At 63.4% G+C, this 22950-nt stretch carries 17 protein-coding genes; 11 read left to right on the forward strand and 6 right to left on the reverse strand.

Annotated elements, in window-relative coordinates:
* Positions 1-62: 62 nt before the first annotated feature.
* The 8 genes from urtB (at position 63) to GGD66_RS28000 (ending at position 9974) form a co-directional block, all read left to right on the forward strand.
* Entirely contained in the window at positions 63-989 is a 927-nt protein-coding gene (gene urtB / locus GGD66_RS27965; RefSeq protein WP_018316774.1) for an urea ABC transporter permease subunit UrtB, read from the forward strand.
* Between the two features lie 17 nt (positions 990-1006).
* Positions 1007-2149, forward strand: a complete 1143-nt coding sequence (urtC, locus tag GGD66_RS27970; RefSeq protein WP_038949523.1) for an urea ABC transporter permease subunit UrtC — start codon at positions 1007-1009, stop codon at positions 2147-2149.
* A gap of 10 nt (positions 2150-2159) precedes the next feature.
* On the forward strand, positions 2160-2915 hold the full coding sequence (gene urtD / locus GGD66_RS27975; RefSeq protein WP_091964397.1) for an urea ABC transporter ATP-binding protein UrtD: 756 nt from the start codon (positions 2160-2162) through the stop codon (positions 2913-2915).
* Positions 2916-3143: 228 nt separating this feature from the next.
* Positions 3144-3833 (forward strand): urea ABC transporter ATP-binding subunit UrtE, encoded by a 690-nt coding sequence (gene urtE / locus GGD66_RS27980; RefSeq protein ID WP_183259599.1) that lies wholly within the window; start codon positions 3144-3146, stop codon positions 3831-3833.
* 27 nt (positions 3834-3860) lie between these two features.
* Entirely contained in the window at positions 3861-5090 is a 1230-nt protein-coding gene (fmdA, locus tag GGD66_RS27985) for a formamidase (RefSeq protein WP_092251605.1), read from the forward strand.
* A 114-nt stretch (positions 5091-5204) separates the two neighbouring features.
* Complete coding sequence (locus GGD66_RS27990) at positions 5205-5582, forward strand: zinc ribbon domain-containing protein (protein ID WP_183259600.1); 378 nt, start codon at positions 5205-5207, stop codon at positions 5580-5582.
* A 36-nt stretch (positions 5583-5618) separates the two neighbouring features.
* On the forward strand, positions 5619-6659 hold the full coding sequence (locus tag GGD66_RS27995; protein WP_183259601.1) for an aliphatic amidase: 1041 nt from the start codon (positions 5619-5621) through the stop codon (positions 6657-6659).
* A gap of 354 nt (positions 6660-7013) precedes the next feature.
* Positions 7014-9974, forward strand: coding sequence for an autotransporter domain-containing protein (locus GGD66_RS28000; protein WP_183259602.1), 2961 nt, complete (start codon positions 7014-7016; stop codon positions 9972-9974).
* A 40-nt stretch (positions 9975-10014) separates the two neighbouring features.
* Here GGD66_RS28000 and GGD66_RS28005 read toward each other — a convergent pair whose 3' ends face one another.
* Positions 10015-10845 carry an MlaD family protein gene (locus GGD66_RS28005; protein ID WP_092251609.1) on the reverse strand — a complete coding sequence of 277 codons (831 nt, stop codon included), beginning with the start codon at positions 10843-10845 and terminating at the stop codon, positions 10015-10017.
* A gap of 144 nt (positions 10846-10989) precedes the next feature.
* On the reverse strand, positions 10990-13209 hold the full coding sequence (locus GGD66_RS28010; protein WP_183259603.1) for an acetate--CoA ligase family protein: 2220 nt from the start codon (positions 13207-13209) through the stop codon (positions 10990-10992).
* A gap of 200 nt (positions 13210-13409) precedes the next feature.
* Between GGD66_RS28010 and GGD66_RS28015 the strand changes: the two genes are divergently transcribed.
* Entirely contained in the window at positions 13410-15056 is a 1647-nt protein-coding gene (locus GGD66_RS28015) for a glycosyltransferase (RefSeq protein WP_246788988.1), read from the forward strand.
* Between the two features lie 11 nt (positions 15057-15067).
* On the opposite strand, the gene GGD66_RS28020 is transcribed toward GGD66_RS28015, so the two are convergent.
* The 3 genes from GGD66_RS28020 to GGD66_RS28030 form a co-directional block, all read right to left on the reverse strand.
* Positions 15068-16060 (reverse strand): glycosyltransferase, encoded by a 993-nt coding sequence (locus GGD66_RS28020; protein WP_183259605.1) that lies wholly within the window; start codon positions 16058-16060, stop codon positions 15068-15070.
* A gap of 163 nt (positions 16061-16223) precedes the next feature.
* Positions 16224-16793 (reverse strand): class GN sortase, encoded by a 570-nt coding sequence (locus GGD66_RS28025; protein WP_183259606.1) that lies wholly within the window; start codon positions 16791-16793, stop codon positions 16224-16226.
* A 116-nt stretch (positions 16794-16909) separates the two neighbouring features.
* Positions 16910-19171 carry a marine proteobacterial sortase target protein gene (locus tag GGD66_RS28030; RefSeq protein WP_183259607.1) on the reverse strand — a complete coding sequence of 754 codons (2262 nt, stop codon included), beginning with the start codon at positions 19169-19171 and terminating at the stop codon, positions 16910-16912.
* A 186-nt stretch (positions 19172-19357) separates the two neighbouring features.
* Here GGD66_RS28030 and GGD66_RS28035 point away from each other — a divergent pair, with 186 nt between their 5' ends.
* On the forward strand, positions 19358-20128 hold the full coding sequence (locus GGD66_RS28035; protein ID WP_183259608.1) for a helix-turn-helix transcriptional regulator: 771 nt from the start codon (positions 19358-19360) through the stop codon (positions 20126-20128).
* 48 nt (positions 20129-20176) lie between these two features.
* The gene (locus GGD66_RS28040; RefSeq protein ID WP_092251616.1) at positions 20177-21667 is read left to right on the forward strand and encodes a glycosyltransferase family 2 protein; all 1491 of its coding nucleotides are present in this window, start codon (positions 20177-20179) and stop codon (positions 21665-21667) included.
* Here the strand turns inward: GGD66_RS28040 and GGD66_RS28045 are convergent.
* Complete coding sequence (locus GGD66_RS28045) at positions 21664-22887, reverse strand: ABC transporter substrate-binding protein (protein WP_092251617.1); 1224 nt, start codon at positions 22885-22887, stop codon at positions 21664-21666. The two genes, GGD66_RS28040 and GGD66_RS28045, sit on opposite strands and share 4 nt — an antisense overlap.
* Positions 22888-22950 lie beyond the last annotated feature (63 nt).

The raw sequence follows: 22950 nt of genomic DNA on the forward strand, positions 1-22950 counted from the left end.
AGACCCCCGCGTCGCGAACCTGCATCGCGACGCGGGACCCTTATCCCCGACGGAGGACATCGATGTTCGGCGACTACTCGCTTGGTGACCTTGGCTCCATCTTCGTCATGCAGGGCTTTGCAGGACTGATCCTGTTCTCGGTCTACGTCCTGATGGCGCTCGGGCTTGCCATCATCTTCGGCCAGATGGGCGTCATCAACATGGCCCATGGCGAGTTCATGATCCTCGGCGCCTACGTCACCTGGATGACCTCGAACGTCTTCCAGTCCTATTTGCCGGGCTTGTTCAGCGGCTATTTCTTCCTTGCGATGATCCTGGCCTTTGTCGCATCCGGCGCATTGGGGATGCTGGTGGAGTGGGTGCTGATACGGCATCTCTACAAGCGCCCGCTGGATACGCTGCTTGCCACCTGGGGGCTCAGCCTGATGCTGCAGCAGGCCTATCGCTCCGTGTTCGGCGCGCGTGAGGTCGGGGTCGAGCTGCCGCAATGGATGCTGGGCTCGCTGCACGTCACCGACAGCATCGAAGTGCCGATCAACGGCGTCTTCGTGATGTGTCTCACAGTGTTGATCACTCTCTCGGTCGCGTACGTCATGTACATGTCGCGCTGGGGCCGCCAGGTCCGTGCGGTGGTGCAGAACCGCATCATGGCCGGAGCGGTCGGCATCAACACCGAGAAGGTCGACCGCTACACCTTCGGGCTTGGTTGCGGCATCGCCGGTATCGCCGGAAGCGCCTTCACCATGATCGGCTCGACCGGGCCGACCTCCGGACAGCTCTACATCGTCGACACGTTCCTCGTCGTCGTATTCGGCGGCGCGGCCAGCCTGCTCGGCACCATCGCCTCCGCGTTCTCGATCTCGCAGACGCAATCGACGCTCGAATTCTTCATGTCGGGCTCGATGGCCAAGGTCCTGACGCTGCTCGCTGTCGTCGGCATCCTGATGCTGCGGCCGCAGGGTCTCTTCGCCCTCAAAGTCCGCAAGTAAGGAGAAGCAGGCAAGTCATGATCATCAACTCACGCTTCTTCAATCGCTCCGAGCTCATCGGCTTCATTGTTCTGGCCGCCGTGCTGTTCGTGATTCTGCCGCTGTCGCTGGATGTGTTCCGCCTCAACCTGGTTGCGAAATACCTCACCTACGCCTTTGTCGCGCTCGGCCTCGTGCTGTGCTGGGGCTATGGCGGCATCTTGAGCCTCGGCCAGGGCGTGTTCTTCGGTCTCGGCGGCTACTGCATGGCGATGTTTCTCAAGCTGGAGGCTTCCAGCGTCGAGAACACGAAGATCCAGTCGACGCCCGGCATCCCCGATTTCATGGACTGGAATCAGATCACTTCGCTGCCGCTGTTCTGGCAACCATTCCACAGCCTCACCTTCACCATCCTCGCCATCATCCTGGTCCCCGGCCTGTTCGCGCTGATCATCGGCACCGCGATGTTCAAGCGCCGTGTCGGCGGCACCTATTTCGCGATCATCACCCAGGCCGTCGCCGCCATCCTCACCATCCTGATCGTCGGACAGCAGGGCTACACCGGCGGCATCAACGGCATGACCGACCTGCGCACCCTCAAGGGCTGGGACATCCGGCCCGACCACGCCAAGGTCATCCTGTACTTCGTCGAGGTGGTGCTGCTGTTCGCCTGCATCGGCATCGCGCAGTTCATCCGCCTGACCAAGCTCGGCCGCATCCTGGTGGCGATGCGCGAACAGGAGGATCGCGTCCGCTTCTCCGGCTACAGCGTCGCCAACTTCAAGATCTTTGCCTTCTGCATGGCCGCGGTCTTCGCCGCGATCGGCGGCGCCATGTTCGCACTCAATGTCGGTTTCATGTCGCCGTCCTTTGTCGGCATCGTGCCGTCGATCGAGATGGTGATCTACACCGCGGTCGGCGGACGCATGTCGATCTTCGGCGCGATCTGGGGCGCCATCCTGGTGAATTTCGCCAAGACCAGCCTGTCGGAATCCTTCCCGCAACTCTGGCTGTTCGGCCTCGGCGCGCTGTTCATCGCAGTCGTGCTCGCCTTCCCGAACGGTTTGTCCGGGCTCTGGGCCGATTACGTGCAGCCGCGCATCGACCGACTGTTCGCCTCTCGCAAGCGGAAGCCGGGCTGGAACGACAATTCGGTCGCCGACGGCGCACCGGCAGAGTGAGGAAGCCATCATGCTCGTTGGACACCAGCCCAAGGAATTCCTGCTCGCTGTCTCCGGACTGACCGTCTCGTTCGACGGGTTCAAGGCGGTCAATGATCTCTCCTTTTACGTCGAGGAGAACGAGATCCGCGTCATCATCGGTCCCAACGGCGCCGGCAAGACCACGGTGCTCGATCTGATCTGCGGCAAGACCAAGGCGACCTCGGGCTCGATCCAGTTTCGTGGCAAGGAGCTCACGAAGATGAAGGAAAACGAGATCGTGCAGACCGGCGTCGGGCGCAAATTCCAGACGCCGTCCGTGTTCGAGGATCTCACCGTGTTCGAGAACCTCGAGATCTCGTTTCCGCGCGGCCGCACCGTGTTCGGCTCGCTGACCTTTCAGCGCGACCAACTGGTGAAGGACCGGGTCGAGGAGGTCGCGGAGATGATCTTCCTCAAGGACAAGCTCAACACTTATGCCGACGAGCTCAGCCATGGCCAGAAGCAATGGCTCGAGATCGGCATGCTGCTGATCCAGGACCCTGATTTGCTGATGCTGGATGAGCCGGTCGCCGGAATGAGCGTGTCCGAGCGCGCCAAGACCGCCGAGCTCCTCAACCGCATCATCAAGAACCGCTCGGTGCTGGTGATCGAGCACGACATGAAGTTTGTCGAGGACATCGCCCACAAGGTCACCGTGCTGCACCAGGGCCAGATCCTCTCCGAGGGGACCATGGAGAAGGTGAAGAACGATCCCAAGGTCATTGAAGTGTATCTGGGGCACTGACGATGGTGAAAACCAATGAGTCCGTCGAGGCATCGACGGTGCACCTCTCCCCTTGTGGGAGAGGTCGGATCGCATCGTCAGATGCGATCCGGGTGAGGGGTATCTCTCCGCAGATCAAGCTGCCGCTCGGATCCGCTGATGCATACCCCTCATCCGTCGCGGGCTCCGCCCGCGCCACCTTCTCCCACAAGGGGAGAAGGAAGACGTACCGAGCCTAGGAGCACGCTGATGCTGGCAATTTCCGATCTCCACGTCGCCTACGGCCAGAGCGAGGTGCTGCACGGGCTCAACGTCAAGGTCGCGCCCAACGAGATCGTGGCGATCATGGGCCGCAACGGCATGGGCAAGACCACGTTGATGAAGTCGCTGATGGGCATCCTGCCGGCCAGGAGCGGCTCGGTGACCATGGACGGCACCGAGCTCGGTAACCTCAAGAGCTACGAGCGCGTCGCCAAGGGCCTCGCCTATGTGCCGCAGGGCCGCATGATCTTCTCCACCATGACGGTGAAGGAGAACATCGAGACCGGCCTCGTCGTTGCGGGCGAATCCGAGGTGCCCGGCGACATCTACGAATTGTTTCCGGTCCTGCTCGAGATGAAGGGCCGCCGCGGCGGCAATCTCTCCGGCGGCCAGCAGCAGCAGCTCGCGATCGCGCGTGCGCTCGCAACCAAGCCAAAAGTCCTGCTGCTGGATGAGCCGACCGAAGGCATCCAGCCTTCCATCATCAAGGAGATGGCGCGGACCCTGAAACGCATCCGCGACGAGAAGGGGCTCTCGATCGTCGTGTCCGAGCAGGTCCTGAGCTTCGCGCTCGACATTGCCGACCGCGTGCTGGTGATCGAGAACGGCGAGATCGTGCGCGACGATCCGCGCCACGCCGTCGATGCCGCACAGGTCTCGAAATATCTGTCCGTCTAACCAACCGTGTAAAAGGGGAGCATCTCGATGCCAGAGACACTGATCAAGGTCGATCTGACCAAATCGGCTTACGAAAATGACATGGTGCACAACCGCTGGCACCCCGACATCCCGATCGTGGCCTGGGTCAATCCCGGCGACGATTTCATCATCGAGACCTATGACTGGACCGGCGGCTTCATCAAGAACAACGATTCCGCCGATGACGTGCGCGACATCGACTTGTCGATCGTGCACTTTCTGTCGGGTCCGATCGGCGTCAAGGGCGCCGAGCCCGGCGATCTCCTCGTCGTCGATCTGCTCGACGTCGGCCCGATGAAAGAGAGCCTGTGGGGCTTCAACGGCTTCTTCTCCAAGCAGAATGGCGGCGGCTTTCTCACCGACCATTTCCCGCTGGCGCAGAAATCGATCTGGGACATCAAGGGCCTCTACACCTCGTCCCGACACGTGCCCGGCGTAAATTTCGCCGGCCTGATCCATCCCGGCCTGATCGGCTGTCTGCCCGATCCAAAGATGCTGGAGACCTGGAACAAGCGCGAGTCCGAGTTGATCTCGACCAATCCGACCCGCGTGCCGGGCCTTGCCAATCCGCCGTTCGCGCCGACCGCCCATGGCGGCCGTGCCAAGGGCGACGTGAAAGCCAAGATCGGCGCGGAAGGTGCGCGCACGGTGCCGCCGCGCGAGCATGGCGGCAATTGCGACATCAAGGATCTCTCGCGCGGCTCGAAGATCTACTTCCCGGTCTATGTGCCGGGGGCAGGTCTTTCGATGGGCGATTTGCACTTCAGCCAGGGTGACGGCGAGATCACCTTCTGCGGCGCCATCGAGATGGCGGGATGGCTGCATCTGAAGGTCGAGGTGATCAAGGACGGCATGTCGAAATACGGCATCAAGAACCCGATCTTCAAGCCGTCCCCGATCACGCCGAACTACAAGGACTATCTGATCTTCGAAGGCATCTCGGTGGATGAAGCCGGCAAGCAGCACTATCTCGATGTTCACATCGCCTATCGCCAGGCCTGTCTCAACGCCATCGAATACCTGAAGAAGTTCGGCTACTCCGGCGCACAGGCCTATTCGATCCTCGGCACCGCGCCATGTCAGGGCCACATCTCCGGCGTGGTCGACGTGCCCAACGCCTGCGCCACGCTGTGGCTGCCGACCGAGATCTTCGACTTCGACGTGATGCCGTCGGCGGCAGGTCCCATCAAGCACATCACCGGCGATATCCAGATGCCGATCTCGCCGGACAAGTAGTCGGTGCGCTCCCTCTCCCCGTCCTTACGGGGAGAGGGTTGAGGTGAGGGGCTATCTCTGCACGAACGGTGCAAGCGAGCTCCGTTGAACAGGCAAGAGCGTAGGGATGATGCGATGCCGGTCTATGAATATCTCTGTGACGATTGCGGTCCGTTCAAGGACCTGCGCCCGATGGCCGAGTGCGACGATCCACAAAGCTGCCCGCATTGCGAGACCATGGCGCCGCGCGTCATTCTGACCGCGCCGAATTTCTTCTGCATGCCGTCAGACAAGCGCAAGGCACACGCCATCAACGAGCGCAGCTCGCACTCGCCGCAGACGCTCGCGCAATACAAGGCCTCGCACGGTCCCGGCTGCGGCTGCTGCTCTCCGGGCAAGACCGTGAAGGACAAGAACGCGATCGACAAGAAGAAGCCGGCGCGGCTGGTGACCAAGACGAAGAGCGGCGCCAAGGGCTTTCCGACTGCGCGGCCGTGGATGATCAGCCACTAACGCACCTCAAACCAATAAACGACAGGAGCGCCCAACATGCTTCACGGTGACATTTCCAGCAGTAACGATACCGTCGGCGTCGCCGTGGTGAACTACAAGATGCCCCGCCTGCACACCAAGGCCGAGGTGCTCGACAACGCCCGCAAGATCGCCGACATGGTGGTGGGCATGAAGGCCGGCCTGCCCGGCATGGACCTCGTGATCTTCCCCGAATATTCCACGCAAGGCATCATGTACGACTCCAAGGAGATGTACGAGACGGCGTGCGCGGTGCCGGGTGAAGAGACAGCGATCTTCGCCGAGGCCTGCCGCAAGGCAAAAGTGTGGGGCGTGTTCTCGCTGACCGGCGAGCGACATGAGGAGCATCCGCACAAGGCGCCCTACAACACCCTCATCCTGATGAACGACAAGGGCGAGATCGTGCAGAAGTACCGCAAGATCATGCCATGGGTGCCGATCGAGGGCTGGTATCCCGGCAATTGCACCTATGTCTCCGACGGCCCCAAGGGGATGAAGGTCAGCCTGATCATCTGCGACGATGGCAATTTCCCGGAGATCTGGCGTGATTGTGCCATGAAGGGTGCCGAGTTGATTGTGCGCTGCCAGGGCTACATGTATCCGGCCAAGGAGCAGCAGGTCCTTATTTCCAAGGCGATGGCGTGGGCCAACAACGTCTATGTCGCGGTCGCCAATGCCGCCGGTTTCGACGGCGTCTACTCCTATTTCGGCCACTCCGCGATCATCGGCTTCGACGGTCGCACGCTCGGCGAATGCGGGGAGGAGGATTACGGCATCCAGTACGCTCAGCTGTCGAAACATCTGATCCGTGACGCGCGCCGCAACGGCCAGTCACAGAACCATCTCTACAAGCTGGTCCACCGCGGCTACACCGGCATGATCAATTCCGGCGAAAGCCCGCGCGGCGTCGCGGCGTGCCCCTATGACTTCTACAAGAACTGGATCAAGGATCCCGAAGGCACGCGTGACATGGTCGAGGCGATGACCCGCTCGACCCCCGGCACCGACGAATGTCCGATCGACGGCATCCCGAATGGGTCGTCGCCGAGCAATTACTGAGCCCCTGCCGGCACCATGAGTTGGACGGTCACCCCTTGATGTGAACGGCGGTCCACAAGTGCGCGAACGTTCTGATGCGTCCGTATGTGCGCGGAATGGGAATGGCGCTCGGCAAAACCGTGGCGCGGTTACAACATGGACTGTTGAATCTGCCCGAGTTGGGGTCCATTTGGGCGGATTCTCGATGCCCCGTAGTTCTACCGCCCATCCTCTTCGCCTAAGTTCCCTGCGGCGCCGCTGGGGAGCGCCGCGGGGTGGGGAACGAGCGTGGGGGCTTGGTTGCGATCGAGCGGGGGGAGTTGCCCGCGCCGGAGTGCTGCGGCAAAGCGCGCGGCATTCGGGGCCGGCCTCGTCGTGACCGCGATCGCTGTGGCGAGCCCGGTCGGGGCCCAGCAGGTTTTCAACGGATCACAGACCACACCGAACGGCACCGTCAACGGCGGGGGCGGCGTCTGGGACAACACGACGACCAACTGGACCGACGTCTTTGGCGCGACCAGCACCGCCTATGATCCCGCGTCAGCCGGCACGCTGTTCGGAAGTAGCGCTCCCTCGACGCCGGCGACGGGCGGCACGGTGACGGTTACGCCGGGCGGCGTGCAGCTCACCAGCCTCGTGGGCTTCGACCTGACCGCCGACGGCTCGATCTATACCATTCAGGGCGGCGACCTCAGGCTGGCTGCGGGCGGCACCACGTTCGTCACCAACGATGTGACCGGCACCAGCGATCCCTCGGCCGCGATCGTTTCGCGCATCGTCGGCAGCGACGGCATCAATGTTCAGGGACCAGGTACCCTGGCGCTGCTCGGCGCGAACTCCTATACCGGCGGCACCTTCATCTGCAATTGCGGATCCCTGCAGCTCGGTGACGCGACCCACACTGCGAGCATGGTCGGCGCCGTCACCAACGAGGGCCTCTTCAGCATCGTCAATGCCGACACGTCGGGAATCACGTCGATCCTGAACGCCTTCTCCGGCACGACGATGTTCCTCAACGCAAGCTCCGCCAGCTCGATCGTGATCACCAACAACGGCCAGGTGTATTTCGGCGATCCGCTCGGGGGTGGAGCCGACACCGCGACGGCCGGTCGGGCCACCATCATCAATGACAGCGGCCTGATCGGCTTCTTCGGACGGACTAATGCAGGCGCGGCCAACATCACCAACCAGAATGGCGGCGGCACGATATTCATCGAGCAATCTTCGGCGGGCTCGGCGACGATCGTGAACAAGGATTTCAGCGGGACCGTGTTCGGGACGTTCGCCGGCTCCGACACGGCGACCGCCGGCAATGCAACCATCATCAATGAAGCGGATGGTCTCACCGATTTCGGCGCGTTCACCACGGCCGGCAATGCCACGATCATCACTAAGGACGGCGGCAGGACCGAATTCTTCGACAACTCCACCGGCGGCAACGCACGCTTCATCACCACCGGGACCGGCGTCGTCGATTTCGGTGGAGGCACCGGTCCGGCCGGCGATGGTCGCATCACCGCAGGATCGATCGAAGGCAGCGGCTTCTACTACATCGGCGGCGGCAATACCCTCGTCGTCGGCGGTAACAACCTCTCGACCGAGGCCAGCGGCGTCATCGGTGATACCTGCGGTTGCGGTCCCGTCGGCCCCGGCTCGCTGGAAAAGGTCGGCAGCGGCACGTTGATCCTCTCGGGCGCGAATACCTACACCGGCACGACCACGGTGAACGGCGGCATCCTGCGGGTCGATGGTGACATCTCGCAGTCGAGCCTGACCACCGTGAATGCCGGTGGTGCCTTGTTCGGCGCCGGAATCGTTGGCAATACCCTCATCGCCAACGGCGGCATCTATGCGCCCGGCGACGGCGGCCCGGGCTCGAGCATGCAGGTTCAGGGCGATCTTACCCTTCAGTCCGGCTCGTTCTATGTGGTGCAGGTCGGTAGCGGATCCAGCACGAGCCACGCGCTCGTCACGGGCAATGTCGCGCTGGACGGCACTGTCGGCGTCGCGCTGTATCCGGGCGCCGCGGTGATGAAGCACTATTCGATCATGAACTTCTTCGGCACCTCCGTCGGGAATTTTTCGGGCGTTGCCGCGCCGGGTGGCCTCATCGGCACGACGAGCGTCGGATCGAACGAGGTCTTCCTCGATTTCACGCTGAGCTACGGCGCGAAATACGCGCTCAACGTCAACCAGCAGAACGTTGCCACGACGCTTCAGAAATTCTTCAACACCAACGGCTTCCTGCAGGCCGAACTCGCGGGTCTTGGTCCCGGGGGCCTGACGCAGGCCTCGGGTGAATCCGCAACGGGATCGCAGCAGACGACGTTCAATGCGATGAACCTGTTCATGAGCCTGTTGACCGACGTCTTCAGCTCTGGACGCAGCGGCACGGCTGGCGCCTCGTCATTTGCCGCGGACGCGAATGCGCGCGACAAGAGCGCGCGCGACGCCTTCGCCTCGATTTACCGCAAGGCACCGGCAGCAACCTTCGAGCAGCGCTGGGATGTGTGGACGGCCGGCTATGGCGGCTCGCAGACCACGGACGGCAATTCCGGCCTCGGCTCGAACAACACGAGCAGCAGTGCCTACGGCACTGCCGTGGGCCTCGATTACCGCTTCTCGCCGTCGACGATTGCGGGCTTTGCTCTCGCAGGGGGCGGCACCGCCTTCAACGTCAACGGGCTCGGTTGGGGGCGCTCCGATCTATTTCAGGCCGGCGCCTTCGTGCGTCATACGGCCGGACCGGCCTACATCACAGCGGCGCTCGCCTATGGCTGGCAGGACGTCACGACCAACCGCGTCGCAACGGCTGCCGGTTATGACCAGCTGCGTGCGCAGTTCAACGCCAACGCGATCTCGGGCCGCATCGAGGGCGGCTATCGCTATGCCATGCAGTGGGCTGGCGTCACGCCGTATGCGGCGCTCCAGGCCACCTTGTTCAGCCTTCCGACCTATGCAGAGGCTGCCGTGGTCGGCAGCAACGTCTTCGCGCTCAACTATGCCGCCAAGGACGTCACCAGCACGCGCACCGAACTCGGCCTGCGCGCGGACAGATCGTTTGCCGCGGCCGGTGGCCTGGTGACCCTGCGCGGCCGCCTCGCCTGGGCGCATGACTACAATCCGGACCGCACTGTCGGCGCGGTGTTCCAGACCCTGCCGGGTTCGGCTTTCGTCGTGAACGGTGCCGCCCAGGCGCGCGATGCGGCGCTGACCACGGCATCAGCGCAGATGAACTGGATGAACGGCTGGTCTGCATCGGCGACGTTCGAGGGAGAGTTCTCGAACCTCACCCGCTCCTACGCCGGCAAGGGCGTCGTGCGCTACGCGTGGTGAGGCATCGTCGCCTCCCTTGAGAGGGAGGATAGGGGAGGCGTCACTGCTTCTTCTGCGGCGGCTTGCGCGGCGGGCGCGGGGCGGCAGTGGGGGCCGGCGTCCCGCTCATCTTGTTGGCGGCCTCGCTGACGTCGAGCAGCGAGCGACGGATGTCCTCGAGGTAGCCGGCCGATTTTTTCCTCATGGTGTCGGCGAGCTCGTGCAGCCCCTGTATCTTCTCGAACAGCTCGTCGGCCTTGCCGTCGACGAAGCCGGGCACCACGCCCTCGAGCTTCGTGACCGCCTTGTCGAAGCCCGCGAAGGCGGTGTCGACCTTGGCCATGACGGAGTCGATTTCGCCACCCTTGCTCCGGAGGTCGGCGGTGTAGTCCTCGAACGTGCGCAGGCCCTCCTTGATCGCGGGGGCGTTGCTGACGATGGTGCGGTCGACACTGTGCAGGGTGTCGACGATGGACTCGGCGTCGCTGAGATCGGCGGTCAGCACGGGGATGCCGTCCGAGTCCAGCGGCACCGGCGGCGCGGAGGGCGCGCCCCCGATCAGCGAGATCGCGGCGACGCCGGTGAGGCCCTGGAACTCGATGCCCGCCACGGTGTCCTTGCGGATCGGCGCGGTGTTGTCGAGCATCACCAGCGCCACGATCCTGCGCGGATTGTCCAGCTTGATCGACAGGATCTGGCCGGCGGGCACGCCGTCGAAATTGACCGGTCCGCCGCGGCGCAGGCCGCTGGCGGACCCGCCTTCGAATACAACGCGCAACTGGCTGCGGCTCTGGATGGTGCGCCATTTCTGCACGCCGAGCAGGCCGCCGAACGCCACGGCAATCACCGCCAGCGTTGCCGTTCCGATCACCAGATTACTCGCGCGTGCCATCAGGCGATTCTACGGCCAAAGCGGGGAAGTTGGAAGAAGCCCCCAATGGTACGTAGGGCGGGTTAGCGAAGCGTAACCCGCCGTTTTCGCCTCAGCAGTCGTATAGTTTGGCGGATTACGCTGGCGCTAATCCGCCCTACGGCTTCAATGCCCGGCAACTCGCCTGGCAGCAGTATTGTTCAGCACGATCAGGGCGTCGACCGCTACGCCCGTCCTGGTGTTGATCAGGAACGGGTTGATGTCGATCGAGGCGATCCGGTCGCCGGCATCCGCGATCAAATTGGACAGGCCGACCAGCGCTTTCACCGCGGAGGCCTCGTGCAGGGCCGGCTTGCCGCGATAGCCGCGCAGCTTCATGCCGGCCTTGGTGCGGCCGATCAGGAGCCGCGCCTCGGCTTCGTCCAGCGGCGCGCCGGCAAGCGCGACGTCTTTCATCAGCTCGATGTCGATGCCGCCGGTGCCGAACAGCACGACAGGTCCCATCTCGGCATCGAGCGAGGCGCCGACGACGAGCTCGAGCTCGGCCTTGACCTGCTGCGCAATCAAAATGCCGTCCAGCTTCGGCTTGCCCTTCAGCTTCGCGACCCGCGCGGTGATGTCGGCGAACGCCGTCTTCACCTCGGCCGGACTGTTCAAGTTCAACACCACGCCGCCGATGTCGGATTTGTGCAGGATCTCGGCGCTGACGAGTTTCGCCACGACCGGAAAGCCGATCTGCTTGGCGATCTTCACCGCCTCGGCTGCGGTCTGTGCGATCGCCTCCTTCGAGATCGGAATGCCATAGGCCTTCAGGAGCTTTTTCGAGGCGACCTCGTCGAGCGCGGCGCCGCTCGCCGATTTCAGCGCCTTCTCCAGCACGGCGCGCGCGGCAGGTTTCGAGCTCGGGACGATATCGGGCACCTCCTTGCGCAGCCTGGCGTAGTCGAGCAGCGACTTGATCGCGGTCACCGCCCGGTCCATGCCCTGCATGACCGCTAGATGCGGCAGCGATTTGCGCAAGGTCTTGGTGAACTCGGTGAAGCCGATCGACATCGCGCTGATATAGATCACGGGCTTGCCGCCCTGGCGCGCCATGTCGTCGACGATACGCAAATTTCGCTCGCGCAGCTCGTGCGAAGCTTTCGGCAGCTCGGCATCCACGATGACGATGTCGATATCGGGATCGTCGATCATCAGCTTGATCGACTTCATGTAGACGGAGGGATCGACCACCGCGGCAAAGCCGGCATCGAGCGGGTTGCCGACAATCGACCCCGGGCCGAGCATCTTCGCAAGCTCGGAGCCGACGTGCGGGCTGAGCGGCGCAAAGTTCAGGCCCTCGGCATAGAAGGTGTCCAGCAGCATGCCGCGCTTGCCGCCGGACAGCGTGACCGCCGCGAGCCGGTCGCCCTTGGGCACGCCGCAATGAACGAAGCATTCGGTGGTCTCGATCAGCTCGTCGAGGCCGCCGACTCGGATGACGCCTTCGCGCGTTGCAATGGCGTCGAACGTCTCGATCGAGCCTGCAAGCGCACCCGTATGTGCCATCGCCGCGGCGCGGCCACCCTCGGACGAACCGAGCTTGAGTGCGATCACGGGTTTGCTGGCAGCGCGCGCTGCCTTGCAGGCATCGCGGAACGCCTTGGTGTTGCGTACGCCTTCGAGGTAGACGACGATCACCTTGATGCTGGGATCCTCGGCGAAATAGCGCATCAGGTCCGGCGTCTCGAGCCCGGCCTCATTGCCCGATGTCACCATGTAGCCGACGCCGACACCCCGATCCTCCAGCGCTTGGCGGATCGCCATGACGATCGCACCGGACTGTCCTGCGATCGCCACCGCGCCCTGTTCCATGGTGACGATGCGGTCGTCGATGTTGGTGAAAAGCTTCTCGCCGGCGCTCAGATTGCCGAGGCAGTTCGGTCCGGTGACCGCAAGGCCCGTCTCGCGTATCGCCGCCTGCAATTCGGCGGCGAGCTTCTGGCTCTCGTCATCCTGCAACTCGCTGAAGCCCGAGGTGACGATGGTGGCCGACCGTGCGCCGGCGGCCGCGGCATTGCGGATCACCTGTACGGCAAAGCGCGCCGGCACCAGCACCAGAACGTGATCCGGCTTTTCCGGGAGGCTCGCAAAATCCTTGTAGCAGGGGACGCCCCAGATGGTTTCCCGCTTGGCGTTGACCGGATAGAGGCCGCCCTCGTAACCGTACTTGATCAGGTTATTCCAGATGCGTTCGGCATAATTGCCGGGCTTGTCGGTCGCGCCCACCAGCACGATGTTGTGCGGGTGCAGCATGGCGTGGATGCCCTTGACGATCTCTCCGGCATCGGGCGATGGAGACCATGGGCGCGGAGAAACCGATGCGGCGGGCACTTGAGCTTCCATGCGCTTCCCTCACTTCTTGTTCTTGTTGCAACGCGCGCCCGCGCGCCGGCTTCGGGGGCTGATCGTGGCCGCTCCATGCCGCGAGACGGAATGGGCAGGATCTGACGATAAGGCTAGCATCACGAGACTTTTGGCGAAAGTGCGAACGGTCCGGCAAGATGCTAGGAAACCGTGACCCTCATTCTTTCAAAATGGTGATCATGCCGCTGCTGTCCATCGTGGTGCCGACCCTCGATCGTCCCGACACGCTTCGCCACGCGCTCGCGACCATGGCGTGCCAGCCTGCGCATGCAGATTGCGAGTTCATCGTTCAGAACAATGGCGGCAATCCCGAGATTGAGAAGATCGTCGCAGACCTCCAGGACGATCGCTTCAGGCATTTTGCCAGCGAGGTCGTTCTGACCATGACCGACAATTGGGAGGTAGCGCTCGGCCACGCCTCGGGCGAGTACGTTGCCTTCATCGGCGACGACGACGGGCTGATGCCCTATGCATGCGCCGCGGCATCGGAGATGCTCTCCGGCCGAAACATCGATCTCCTGAGCTGGAGCGCCTACACCTATCACTGGCCGAGCTACTACCATCCAGCCTTCCGCAACCAGCTGCTCGCCGAGATCGACCTCACCTCGTCCGCACAGCGAGTTTCGTCGCGCGACGAACTGAGGCGCATCTTCGGTTTCCAGGCGAACTATGCGCATCTGCCGATGATCTACAATTCGTTCGTCCGCCGCAGCGTCATCGATCGAATGCGTGCGATCGGCGGCCGCTATTTCATCGGTCTATCGCCCGATGTGGCGTCCGGCATCGCCAACGCTGCGCTGACCGACAGTTTCATCCGGCTGTCGCGGCCGCTGAGCATGGCCGGATTCTCGCAGCACAGCACCGGTCACGCGCTGTTCTTCGAGACCACTGATCTGCTCGAGACGCCGCGAGGAGCGCGCGATTTCGGACCCATTGACGAGGATCCCCAACTTCCCGATCTCAACGCGCTCCAGCTCTTCATCGCCAAGGACATGCTTGTCCTCAAGCGTCTGCTGCTGGCGGATCACGACGAGGTGCGGCTCGACTTCAAGGCGTTGGCGCAGGCGCTCGCGACCGACATCAACCATCGGCCGCCCCTGTATGATCGGACCGTGCAGACCATCAGCGAACTCGCGCGCACGCATGGGTTCGACGTCGCCGACATCATCATTCCTGCCCGCCTAGCGGACCGGCCGCCACCCGGCCGGGGTGTTCGCGTGACCGGACCGAACCGTGTGGCTTACGAGCTGGATGGTTCTGCGCTTGGGCTCAATTCGATTGCGGATGCAGTGCGCGTGATCGCGCAGTTCGTTCCGGATCAGGGGCCGTTCGATCCGGCCGCTCTGAAGGCTCCCGTGTCCGCGCCGGTCCTCGGCGCAAAGCAGCTCGAATTCGCGCATGGCGGAGCGGGCGTCGCCGCGTTGATCGAGGGATGGAGCGAGCCGGAGCAATGGGGCACCTGGTCCATTGCCAGGAATTGCGTGCTCCGGTTCGAGGTCCATCCCATTCCGTCACGGCCGGTTGAGCTTGTGCTGGCGTGCCGGGCCTTCATTTCCGAGAGGAATCCGCAATTGCAGGCGGCATGCCGCGTCGGCAATGGAGCGCCGCAGCAACTGACATTCTCGAGAGAGGCGTTCGCGGGCTTGCGCAGGTTGATGCTCGATCCCGCCGCGATTGCCGCCGACGGGACGCTGACCATCAGCCTGTCGCTATCCGATCCACGCTCGCCCGCGGATCTCGGACTGAGCCCCGACGCGCGACCTCTCGGCATCGGGCTCGAGCGGATCTGGCTCGATCACGATGACCATGCGGCACGAGGTGGGTGATCGCCGCCCGCTCAGTATCCTAGCAGGCTCAGCTTGTGGGCGTAGTGAAAGATGACCTGCCTCGCGAGATAGGGGGCGATGGCGCGGCGAATCTGAATCTGTGTCGGATCGAAGCCGAGAGCGCGGCGCCGCAGTATGCCCATCTCCCGGACGCCGATCGCGTAGGTCGATGCCGTCTTCTGGGCATCATGGATTCGGAAGCAGGCGAGAAATCGCGGCAGGCGCACGAATTTGAATCCCGCGGCCTGCGCCCGCAGGATGAAGTCCCAATCCATCGCGTAGTGGAAGCTCTCGTCGATCGGACCGACTCTGTCCCACACGCGCCTGCGCCAGAACATCGTCTCCTGCGGGATATAGTCGGCATATTGCAGCGCGCGCCCGTCATGGGGCGGCAGCACGGCACGGCCAACCTCGAGTCCCTCGCGATCGACGAAGACGCGATGGCCATAGACGATGTCGACATGCGGATGCGACGTGAAGTAGTTGGCGACATAGGCCAGCGTCCCCGGCAGCAGCATGTCGTCGCTGTTGAGATAGGCCATGATCTCGCTGTCGACGCCGGCGAAGCCGAGATTGATGGCGTTCGATTGCCCGCTGTCAGGTTCGCTCTTCCAGCTGATGCTCTCGCCGCGGCCCTTCAGGAGATCAGCCGTGCCGTCGATCGAGGCGCCGTCCTGCACGTGGTAATACAGGTTCGGATAGTTCTGGCTCACGATGCTGTCGATCGTGGCGCCGAGATATTGCGCGTGGTTGTAGCTCGGCGTGACCATCGCGATCCGCGGTGCATTCTCATGGATCGAGGGGGCTGGCGGGAAAGCCCTCAGGTTGAGCAGGCGCGGTGGATATTGCTCGAAGGTCCACATCGGCGGACGCCGCCAGAGGCTCCGGAGCGAGGATCGTCTTTGTCCGGCGGCGATGAGATCCTGATTCCTTTCGAGCAGCGCGACGCGATTTTCGAGCTGCTCCAATCGCTGTTCGAGGCGCTGCCTGAACTCGTCGTCCATCTATCGAGCTTTCGCAAATTACAACGTCCAAAAACAATGGAACCTTCTTACAGGTCTCTGGTCGGCGGCGCCAGTTCACGGTCGCGTCAAACGCGATGGACCCGGCGTGTCCGGCGCGGTTTGAGAAGGCTCGATCGTTCCCGGATGGGTCGATTGCGAACCGCTATTCACGCGTTTCGATCAAGGTGGCATGCAGGACGTAGCGCTCCGGGCCGGACGTAACGGCGTCGAACGGCCAGCAGGTCGCGAGCACGAGTTCCACGCCCTGCGTCGAGGGGGCGATGCCCGACGCGTCGAAACGGACAACGGCCGAAGAATCCGCCCGATAGCGAAAATGCTTGCCGTCGCGGCGGGTGACCTCAATGACGTCTCCGACGGCAACATTCCGCAAGAAGCGGAAATGGGTGTCACGATGCGCTGCGTATACGGCAACTCCACGCTCGCCGGCATCAACCGTTTGATGGATGTGGCCCGGCCCGAAGGCGAGCGCCTGGCCGCTCGTACCTTCCAGCACGATCGCGCTGGCGCCAATCCGCTTCACTTCGATCCGCGCGACCGGCCAGGTATCGGCCCATGCCCATGGTTTGATCACCTCGCCCGTCGCAAGGCTCTTGTCGAATGCACGCTCCAGCAGCACCTGCGCCAGCCACGCCTTGGCATGGATGTAGGCGCCGTCGCCGAACAGGATGAGTCCGATCAGTGCCAGAACCAGGGGAGATAAGAGGCGGAGCATGACATCTACTCTCGTCACTTCGCTCGTCACAATGACAGAGAAAAAGGCGCGCGCGGCCGTTGGTATGGGACGGGCAGCCGCGCGCGCTAACAGAGGAGCTCGGGGAGGCTCCTCTCTCAAGCGGCGTCGGTGAGCAAGAGCCGACGCCGGTTGAACACGAACAGGATCAGGGCGAGCACGATCAGGACCAGGCCTGCGATCATCTTCAGCTCGGCCGAAGTTGCTGTCTTGGGCAGACGGATCGCGTCAGGCGCTGCGGGTGTCGGACGCCGCGCGGCGGGTGAGGTGCGCGCATCGGCGTGGCGTTCACGCAACTGCGAGGGGATCTGCGGCCGTTCGCCGAACATCTTCTCGAAATCCCAGCCGGCCGGCAGGTTGATCGGCAATTCGCTGAGCTTGAGCGGCGCGCCTTCGGGCCGGCTCGGCGTCTTGTCGACGGCGACAAGGCTGGTCAGGCGCGTGACGATCTGATGGTCGAGCGCCAGCGCCAGGATCGCCTTGTCGGCTTCCTCGGGCGCGAGCTCCCGCATGGCGCGCGCCACTTCGGCGTCACCGATCTTGCGCCTGGCCCAGAGTTTCGACAGGCCGTTGCCTTCGGCGGCATTTTGCAGCGGCAGCGTTACCGACCATGGCCGATCGCCGACCCGCCCCTTGATCTCGAGGGAGCCTGCGAGCTTGTCGAGCTTTGCTGCCAGCACCAGCGGCTCGTCGCGATAGACGTCGGGGATGATCGCCGGGGTGATGTCGGCGTTGGCCTCGGAGAATTTCGCGGTAAGGCCGGTTACGGCCGGGTTTTCCAGCTTGGCGAACAAGCTGCGCATGCGCTCCTCCACCTGCTCGACGGAACCGATATGGGTGAAGGCGCCACGGCCGAGCTCGGCGGCGCGTGTCATGAGATAGGTGTTGGGCGCCGACCCGATGCCGACCATGAAGACGCGCGAGCGGCCGCGCATTGCATTGAGCGTTTCGAACAATTGCTGCTCGTTGCCGATTGCGCCGTCTGTCAGGAAGACGACCTGGCGAACCATGCCGGTGTCGCCGAGCTTGTCGGCCAGCGCGGCGCGCATTGCCGGCACCATCTCGGTGCCGCCGCGTGCCTGCAACGCGCTCACGAACGAGGTGGCATCACCGACATGGGCCGCGTCTGCCGGCACGGAGGCGGGAAACAGCATGTCCATGGTATCGTCAAAGCGAATGACGTTGAAGCGGTCGGTCGGCTGGAGCCGCGACAGAGCGTAGGCGAGGCTGGCCTTGGCCTGGACGATCGACGTGCCGCCCATCGAGCCCGAATTGTCGATCACGAACACGACCTCACGCGGCAATGGCTTTTGTGTCGTCTGTTCTGCGCTGGGCGGAGTGACGAAGGCGAGCAGGTAGTCGGCGTCGCCGACATGTTCGCGGAACAAGCCGACAGACGGTGCCTTCTCGGCGGCGGGTTTCCAGGTCAGCTCGAAGTCGCGGTCGGCGGGGACGGCACCGTCGGCGAGCGTAATGACACGATCCGTGTTGTCCGGACTTTCGACCTTGACCTTATGGTGGTGGCTCTTGACCTCGCCGAGCGCGAAGCCGGCCTTCAGGCGCACCGTGATGCTGGTCGGATTGACCGGTGCATTCCTGGCGGGATCGAGCACAGGCGGCGAGATGCGGTCGCGGTCCGGGACCGGGTCCGAGGTCGTCGCGCCCCAGCCCGATCCGTCCTTGCGGAAGTCGACGCTCTGGACGATCGGCGCCGGATTGTAGCGCGGTCCGACCACCAGCGGCAGGCGCAGCGAATATTCGTTGCCGGATTGATGCACGGGTTCCTGATATTCGATCTGCACCAGCACGGTTTCGCCGGGGCCGATATTGGCAACCGAGTTGGTGAAGATGTTCGGCCGCTCCTGCTCGGTGAGCGCGGCTCTCTGACCGGTGCGGCGCGCCTCTTCGTAGATCACGCGGGCCTGCTGCCGCTCCTTGATGTCGCCGACGATGACGCGGTCGCCGACCACCATCTTCAGCGTATCGACGGCGCCGCCGGCCGCGAGCGGATAGACATAGGTTGCTTCGACCCAGTCCTTGGTCGGGTTGCGGAAGATTTGGGTGACGCGCGCGCGCAGCGTCGGGCCCGAGACCGTGATATCGATGTCGGTGCCGAGGCGGATCGCTTCGGTGGTGGTGCCATCCTCCTTCAGGAAGAGGGAGCCGGACTTGGCGTCGCCGGGCTGGAGCAGGCTGGCCTGATCTGTCGTGGCCGACCAACTGGTCCCGAAGCTGACGAGCAGGGCCACGAAGGCCATCAGCATCACCGCGATGCCCTGCGCGAGAAGAAACAATCCGAGCTTGATCAGCCCCTTCAACATGGGGTGCTCGTCGTTGTCGGCTGTGTCGTAGGTGTCCATTGGCCTGCTCCCGAAAGGACGTTTGCTGGCTCTGAGCATTCGCTGGGAGGGGCCGATTTCGCGAGCAGAATGATCGGTCATGTTCCGCCGCGGCCGGCCCGCGCAGGCCGCCGTGGGGCGCCCATGTGCGGTTTTGTGCTGGTTTGTCCGCCCTGCTAGAATGGCCGTGCTGGAGCAGGGTTAGCGATGCAGATTCAGGACAAATCCGCCGACAAGCAGCTTTCGGACGAGCAGAGCCGCGAGATCGCCGAGACCATTCGCGAGGAGCTCGCCAGACGCCGGATCTCCCGGCAGACGCTGGCCGAGCAGGCCAAGCTCAGCCTGTCGACGCTGGAGAAGGTGCTCGGCGGCCGACGGCCGTTTACGCTGGCGACGACGGTCCGGCTGGAGCAGGCGCTAGGCGTCTCCTTGCGGAAGAGTCCCGTCGTGGCGGCGCCTCAGGCCGCCAACGATGTCGCTCCCGACAGTCTTGGCTCCTATGCGCATCGCGCCGTGACCTGGCTCGAGGACGTCTACATCACGCTGCGGCCGTCGTTCGGCGACAAGGACGCGATCTTCGCGTACCGCACCGAGATCGTCTGGGAGCCGAAGGTGTCTTCGCTGGTCTTTCGGGAGGGCGATCGCACCGATACCGCCTACGATCATACCGGCGAGGTCGCCGTCCCGCATCAGTCAGGCTTCATCTACCTCGTCATCATCAAGCACGGCCAGCATCGCGTGATCACGGTGTCGCGGCCGACGGTCGCCGGCGAGATGTACGGCATCATCTCGACGCTCCGCGCCGGGCCTGGTTCACAGCTCACGCCGATCGCAGCGCCGATCGCCTACGTACCGCTCCGGAACGTCCCGAAGCCGTCGCTGGGGAGGGTCGGGCCCGGCGACGCCAACCATGCGTTGTACGGAAAGCATCTGCGCCGCACGGTGGAAGAATCCTTCGCACTGTTTCTGTCGGTATAGTCCGCAAGAAAGAATCCGGAATGGCGTTGCCTGCGTCTATAAGGGGGTATGCAGAACGCGCGCGCCCCATGCCTCGGCGAATCTCCGCTGTTCTCCATCATCATCCCGCTCGAATATCATCGCGGGCAATGGGAGCAGTCCTGGCTCGGCTGGACATCGCAGACCGCGGACAAGTCGCTTTACGAAATCATCCTGGTCGTGCCACCGGATTTCAAGACGCGCGAGGCGTTGAAGGCGCTGGCCGGCGACGAGGCTCGCCTCGAGTTCACTGATTCCGAACACGATATCGGGCTGTGCGCATTCGGCGCAACCAAAGCCCGCGGCAGCTATCTGTTCTTCACCGAATCGCACTGCTGGCCCGCGCCCGATGTGATCGAGCTGTGCATCCGCGCCATCGAGGCTCATCCCGAGTGGGCCGGCTTTTCCTGCCATTCGGTTCCGATCTGCCACAATCGATTGTCCGTGGCGGAGGCTGCGATGTACCAGGCCGACATCGAGTTCGGCATGAAGCGGCATCCCTGGCGCAAAGTGCTTGATCAGTGCTTCGTGACGCGGCGCGACGTTTATTGGGAATGCGGCGGCCTGCGCGAGGAGCTCGGCCATTTCGCCGAATGGGTGCTGGCTGCGGCATATCACGCGAGAGGCCATGCCATTGGTTATCTGCAAGAGGCGCGCTTCCATCACTATTACATAGGCAAGATCGGCGAGCTGAAGACGTTCACGCTCGATTTCGTTCGGGGCGAGATCCGCTATCTCGGCGAGGCGCACCGTGATCCCGGTAGCGAGCTGCTGGAAGTGCCCACCGAGTGGAGCAAGCGCGACGATTTCGACACCGCGCTTGCGCGGAGTGCCCTCGGCGCACGGATGCGATCCGCTCGAGTGAACGGCGAAAGCGTGCAGGCGCTCGGGCGCTGGGGCGTGATCGCGTTGGTCGGCGGCCGCTCTGCGCGCAGTTCAGCGCGCCTCTCCGCAGTCTATGCCCGCTGTGTGCTGACCATGCTCACCATGGGCGGCTCTCCCGACAGCATCGCGCGTTGGCTGAAGCGCTATATCGCCTCACTGATTCACTTTCAGCGCCTCGATTGCATTCAGGGCGGCAGCGAGCCCGCTGGCACGAAGCTGTCGCGTCTCGGGGATGAGGTGATGGCGCAAGCCGGCTTCCACGCGTGCGAGGTCTGGCAGGGCCACAGCTTTCGCTGGAGTGAGCCGGAAGCTGCCTTGCGGATCAAGGTGTCGCCCGGACGCAGCATCATCCGCATCGTATCGCCCGAGATTCGCGAGCCTTTGGATCGGATCGGGGTAAGATTTTATCTCGACGGCATGCGGGTCGCCGATGCAGCGATCGCGATCGACGCCGGTGCTTTCGTCCTGCAACTCGATCGACCGTCATCAGGCACGGCGATACTGGCATGGACATGTCCGCGCTTTGCGGCCGCCGGCGACGATCGCCGGCTGGGTCTGCCGGTGGCGGAGATCCGCATGGCGGCGGGCGAAGGCGCGAGCTGCGCGCCATCGCCCACGGCCATCATGTGCAACTAACCGCCCGTTTCGGCGCTGATGATATCGCCGAACAGCTCCCACTGGCCGGCCTTGAAGCGGATCATCTTGAGCTGCTCGATCGGCGCGAAATCGTTGGCGCCGGTGTTGATCTTGATGCCGGGGATCAGCGTATCGGGCGTAAAGTCCTTCAGGCTGGCGGCCTGCTTCATCACGTTCTCTCGCGTCAGATTGTCTCCGCACTGCTTCAGCGTCTGTGCCAGGGTCTGCGCGGCGGCATAGCCGTAGACGAGGTTGGTGTCGGAGACGTTGGCGCCCGGCATGTATTTGTCGATGAAGGCGAGAAACTTCTTCATGCCTTCGTCGTCCTTCCATTGCGGATCCGACGCGTCCTTCAGATAGGTCGCCGACAGCACGCCTTCCGACGCGTCGAGGCCCGCGGGTTTCATCACGGCGCCGATCGAGATCGAGACGTCGGTCATCACATGCATCGGCTTCCATTCGAGCTCGGCGATCTTCTTGATCGCCTGTGCCGCGAATTTCGGCGTCGAGATGTTGACGAAGACGTTGGCGCCGGTTCCCTTCAGCTTGACGATGTGGGAATCGATCGACGGCTCGGTGGTCTCGTAGCTCTCCTCCGCGACGACCAGCGAGGAGGCCTTGTCGCCGAAGATCTCCTTGATGCCGGCGACGTAGTCCTTGCCGAAATCGTCATTGGCATAGAAGATCGCGACCTTGGCATCTGGCTTGGCCTGCAGGATGTATTTGGCGAAGATCCGCGCCTCGACCCGGTAGCTGGGCTGGAAGCCCATGGTCCAGGGAAAATTCTTCGGGTCGTTCCACTTGCTGGCGCCGGTGGCGAGGAACAGCTGCGGCACCTTCTTGGCATTGTGATATTTCTGCACGGCGGTCTGGGTCGGGGTGCCCAGCGCGTTGAAGATCAGGAATACTTCGTCGCTCTCGATCAGCTTGCGGACCTGCTCCACGGTCTTGGGCGGCGAATAGCCGTCATCGTAGGAGATCCAGTTGATCTTGCGGCCGTTGATGCCGCCCTGGTCGTTGACCATCTTGAAATAGGCTTCCTCGGTCTTGCCGATGATGCCGTAGGCGGAGGCCGGACCGGAATAGGCCTCGACGTTGCCGATCTTGATCTCGGTGTCGCTGGCGCCGGTGTCGTATTTCTTCTGCGCGAAAGCGCCCTGGGTGGAGAGTAGCGTCAGAGCAGTTGCCGCGGCGAGCAGGACGAGTTTCTTGTTCTTCATGGAAATTCCTTGGGGTTTCTTGTTGAGTCGAGCAGGCACTTCAAAAAAGAAAAAAGCGCCCGC

The organism is Bradyrhizobium sp. CIR48, assembly GCF_014198315.1.
Lineage (GTDB): Bacteria > Pseudomonadota > Alphaproteobacteria > Rhizobiales > Xanthobacteraceae > Bradyrhizobium.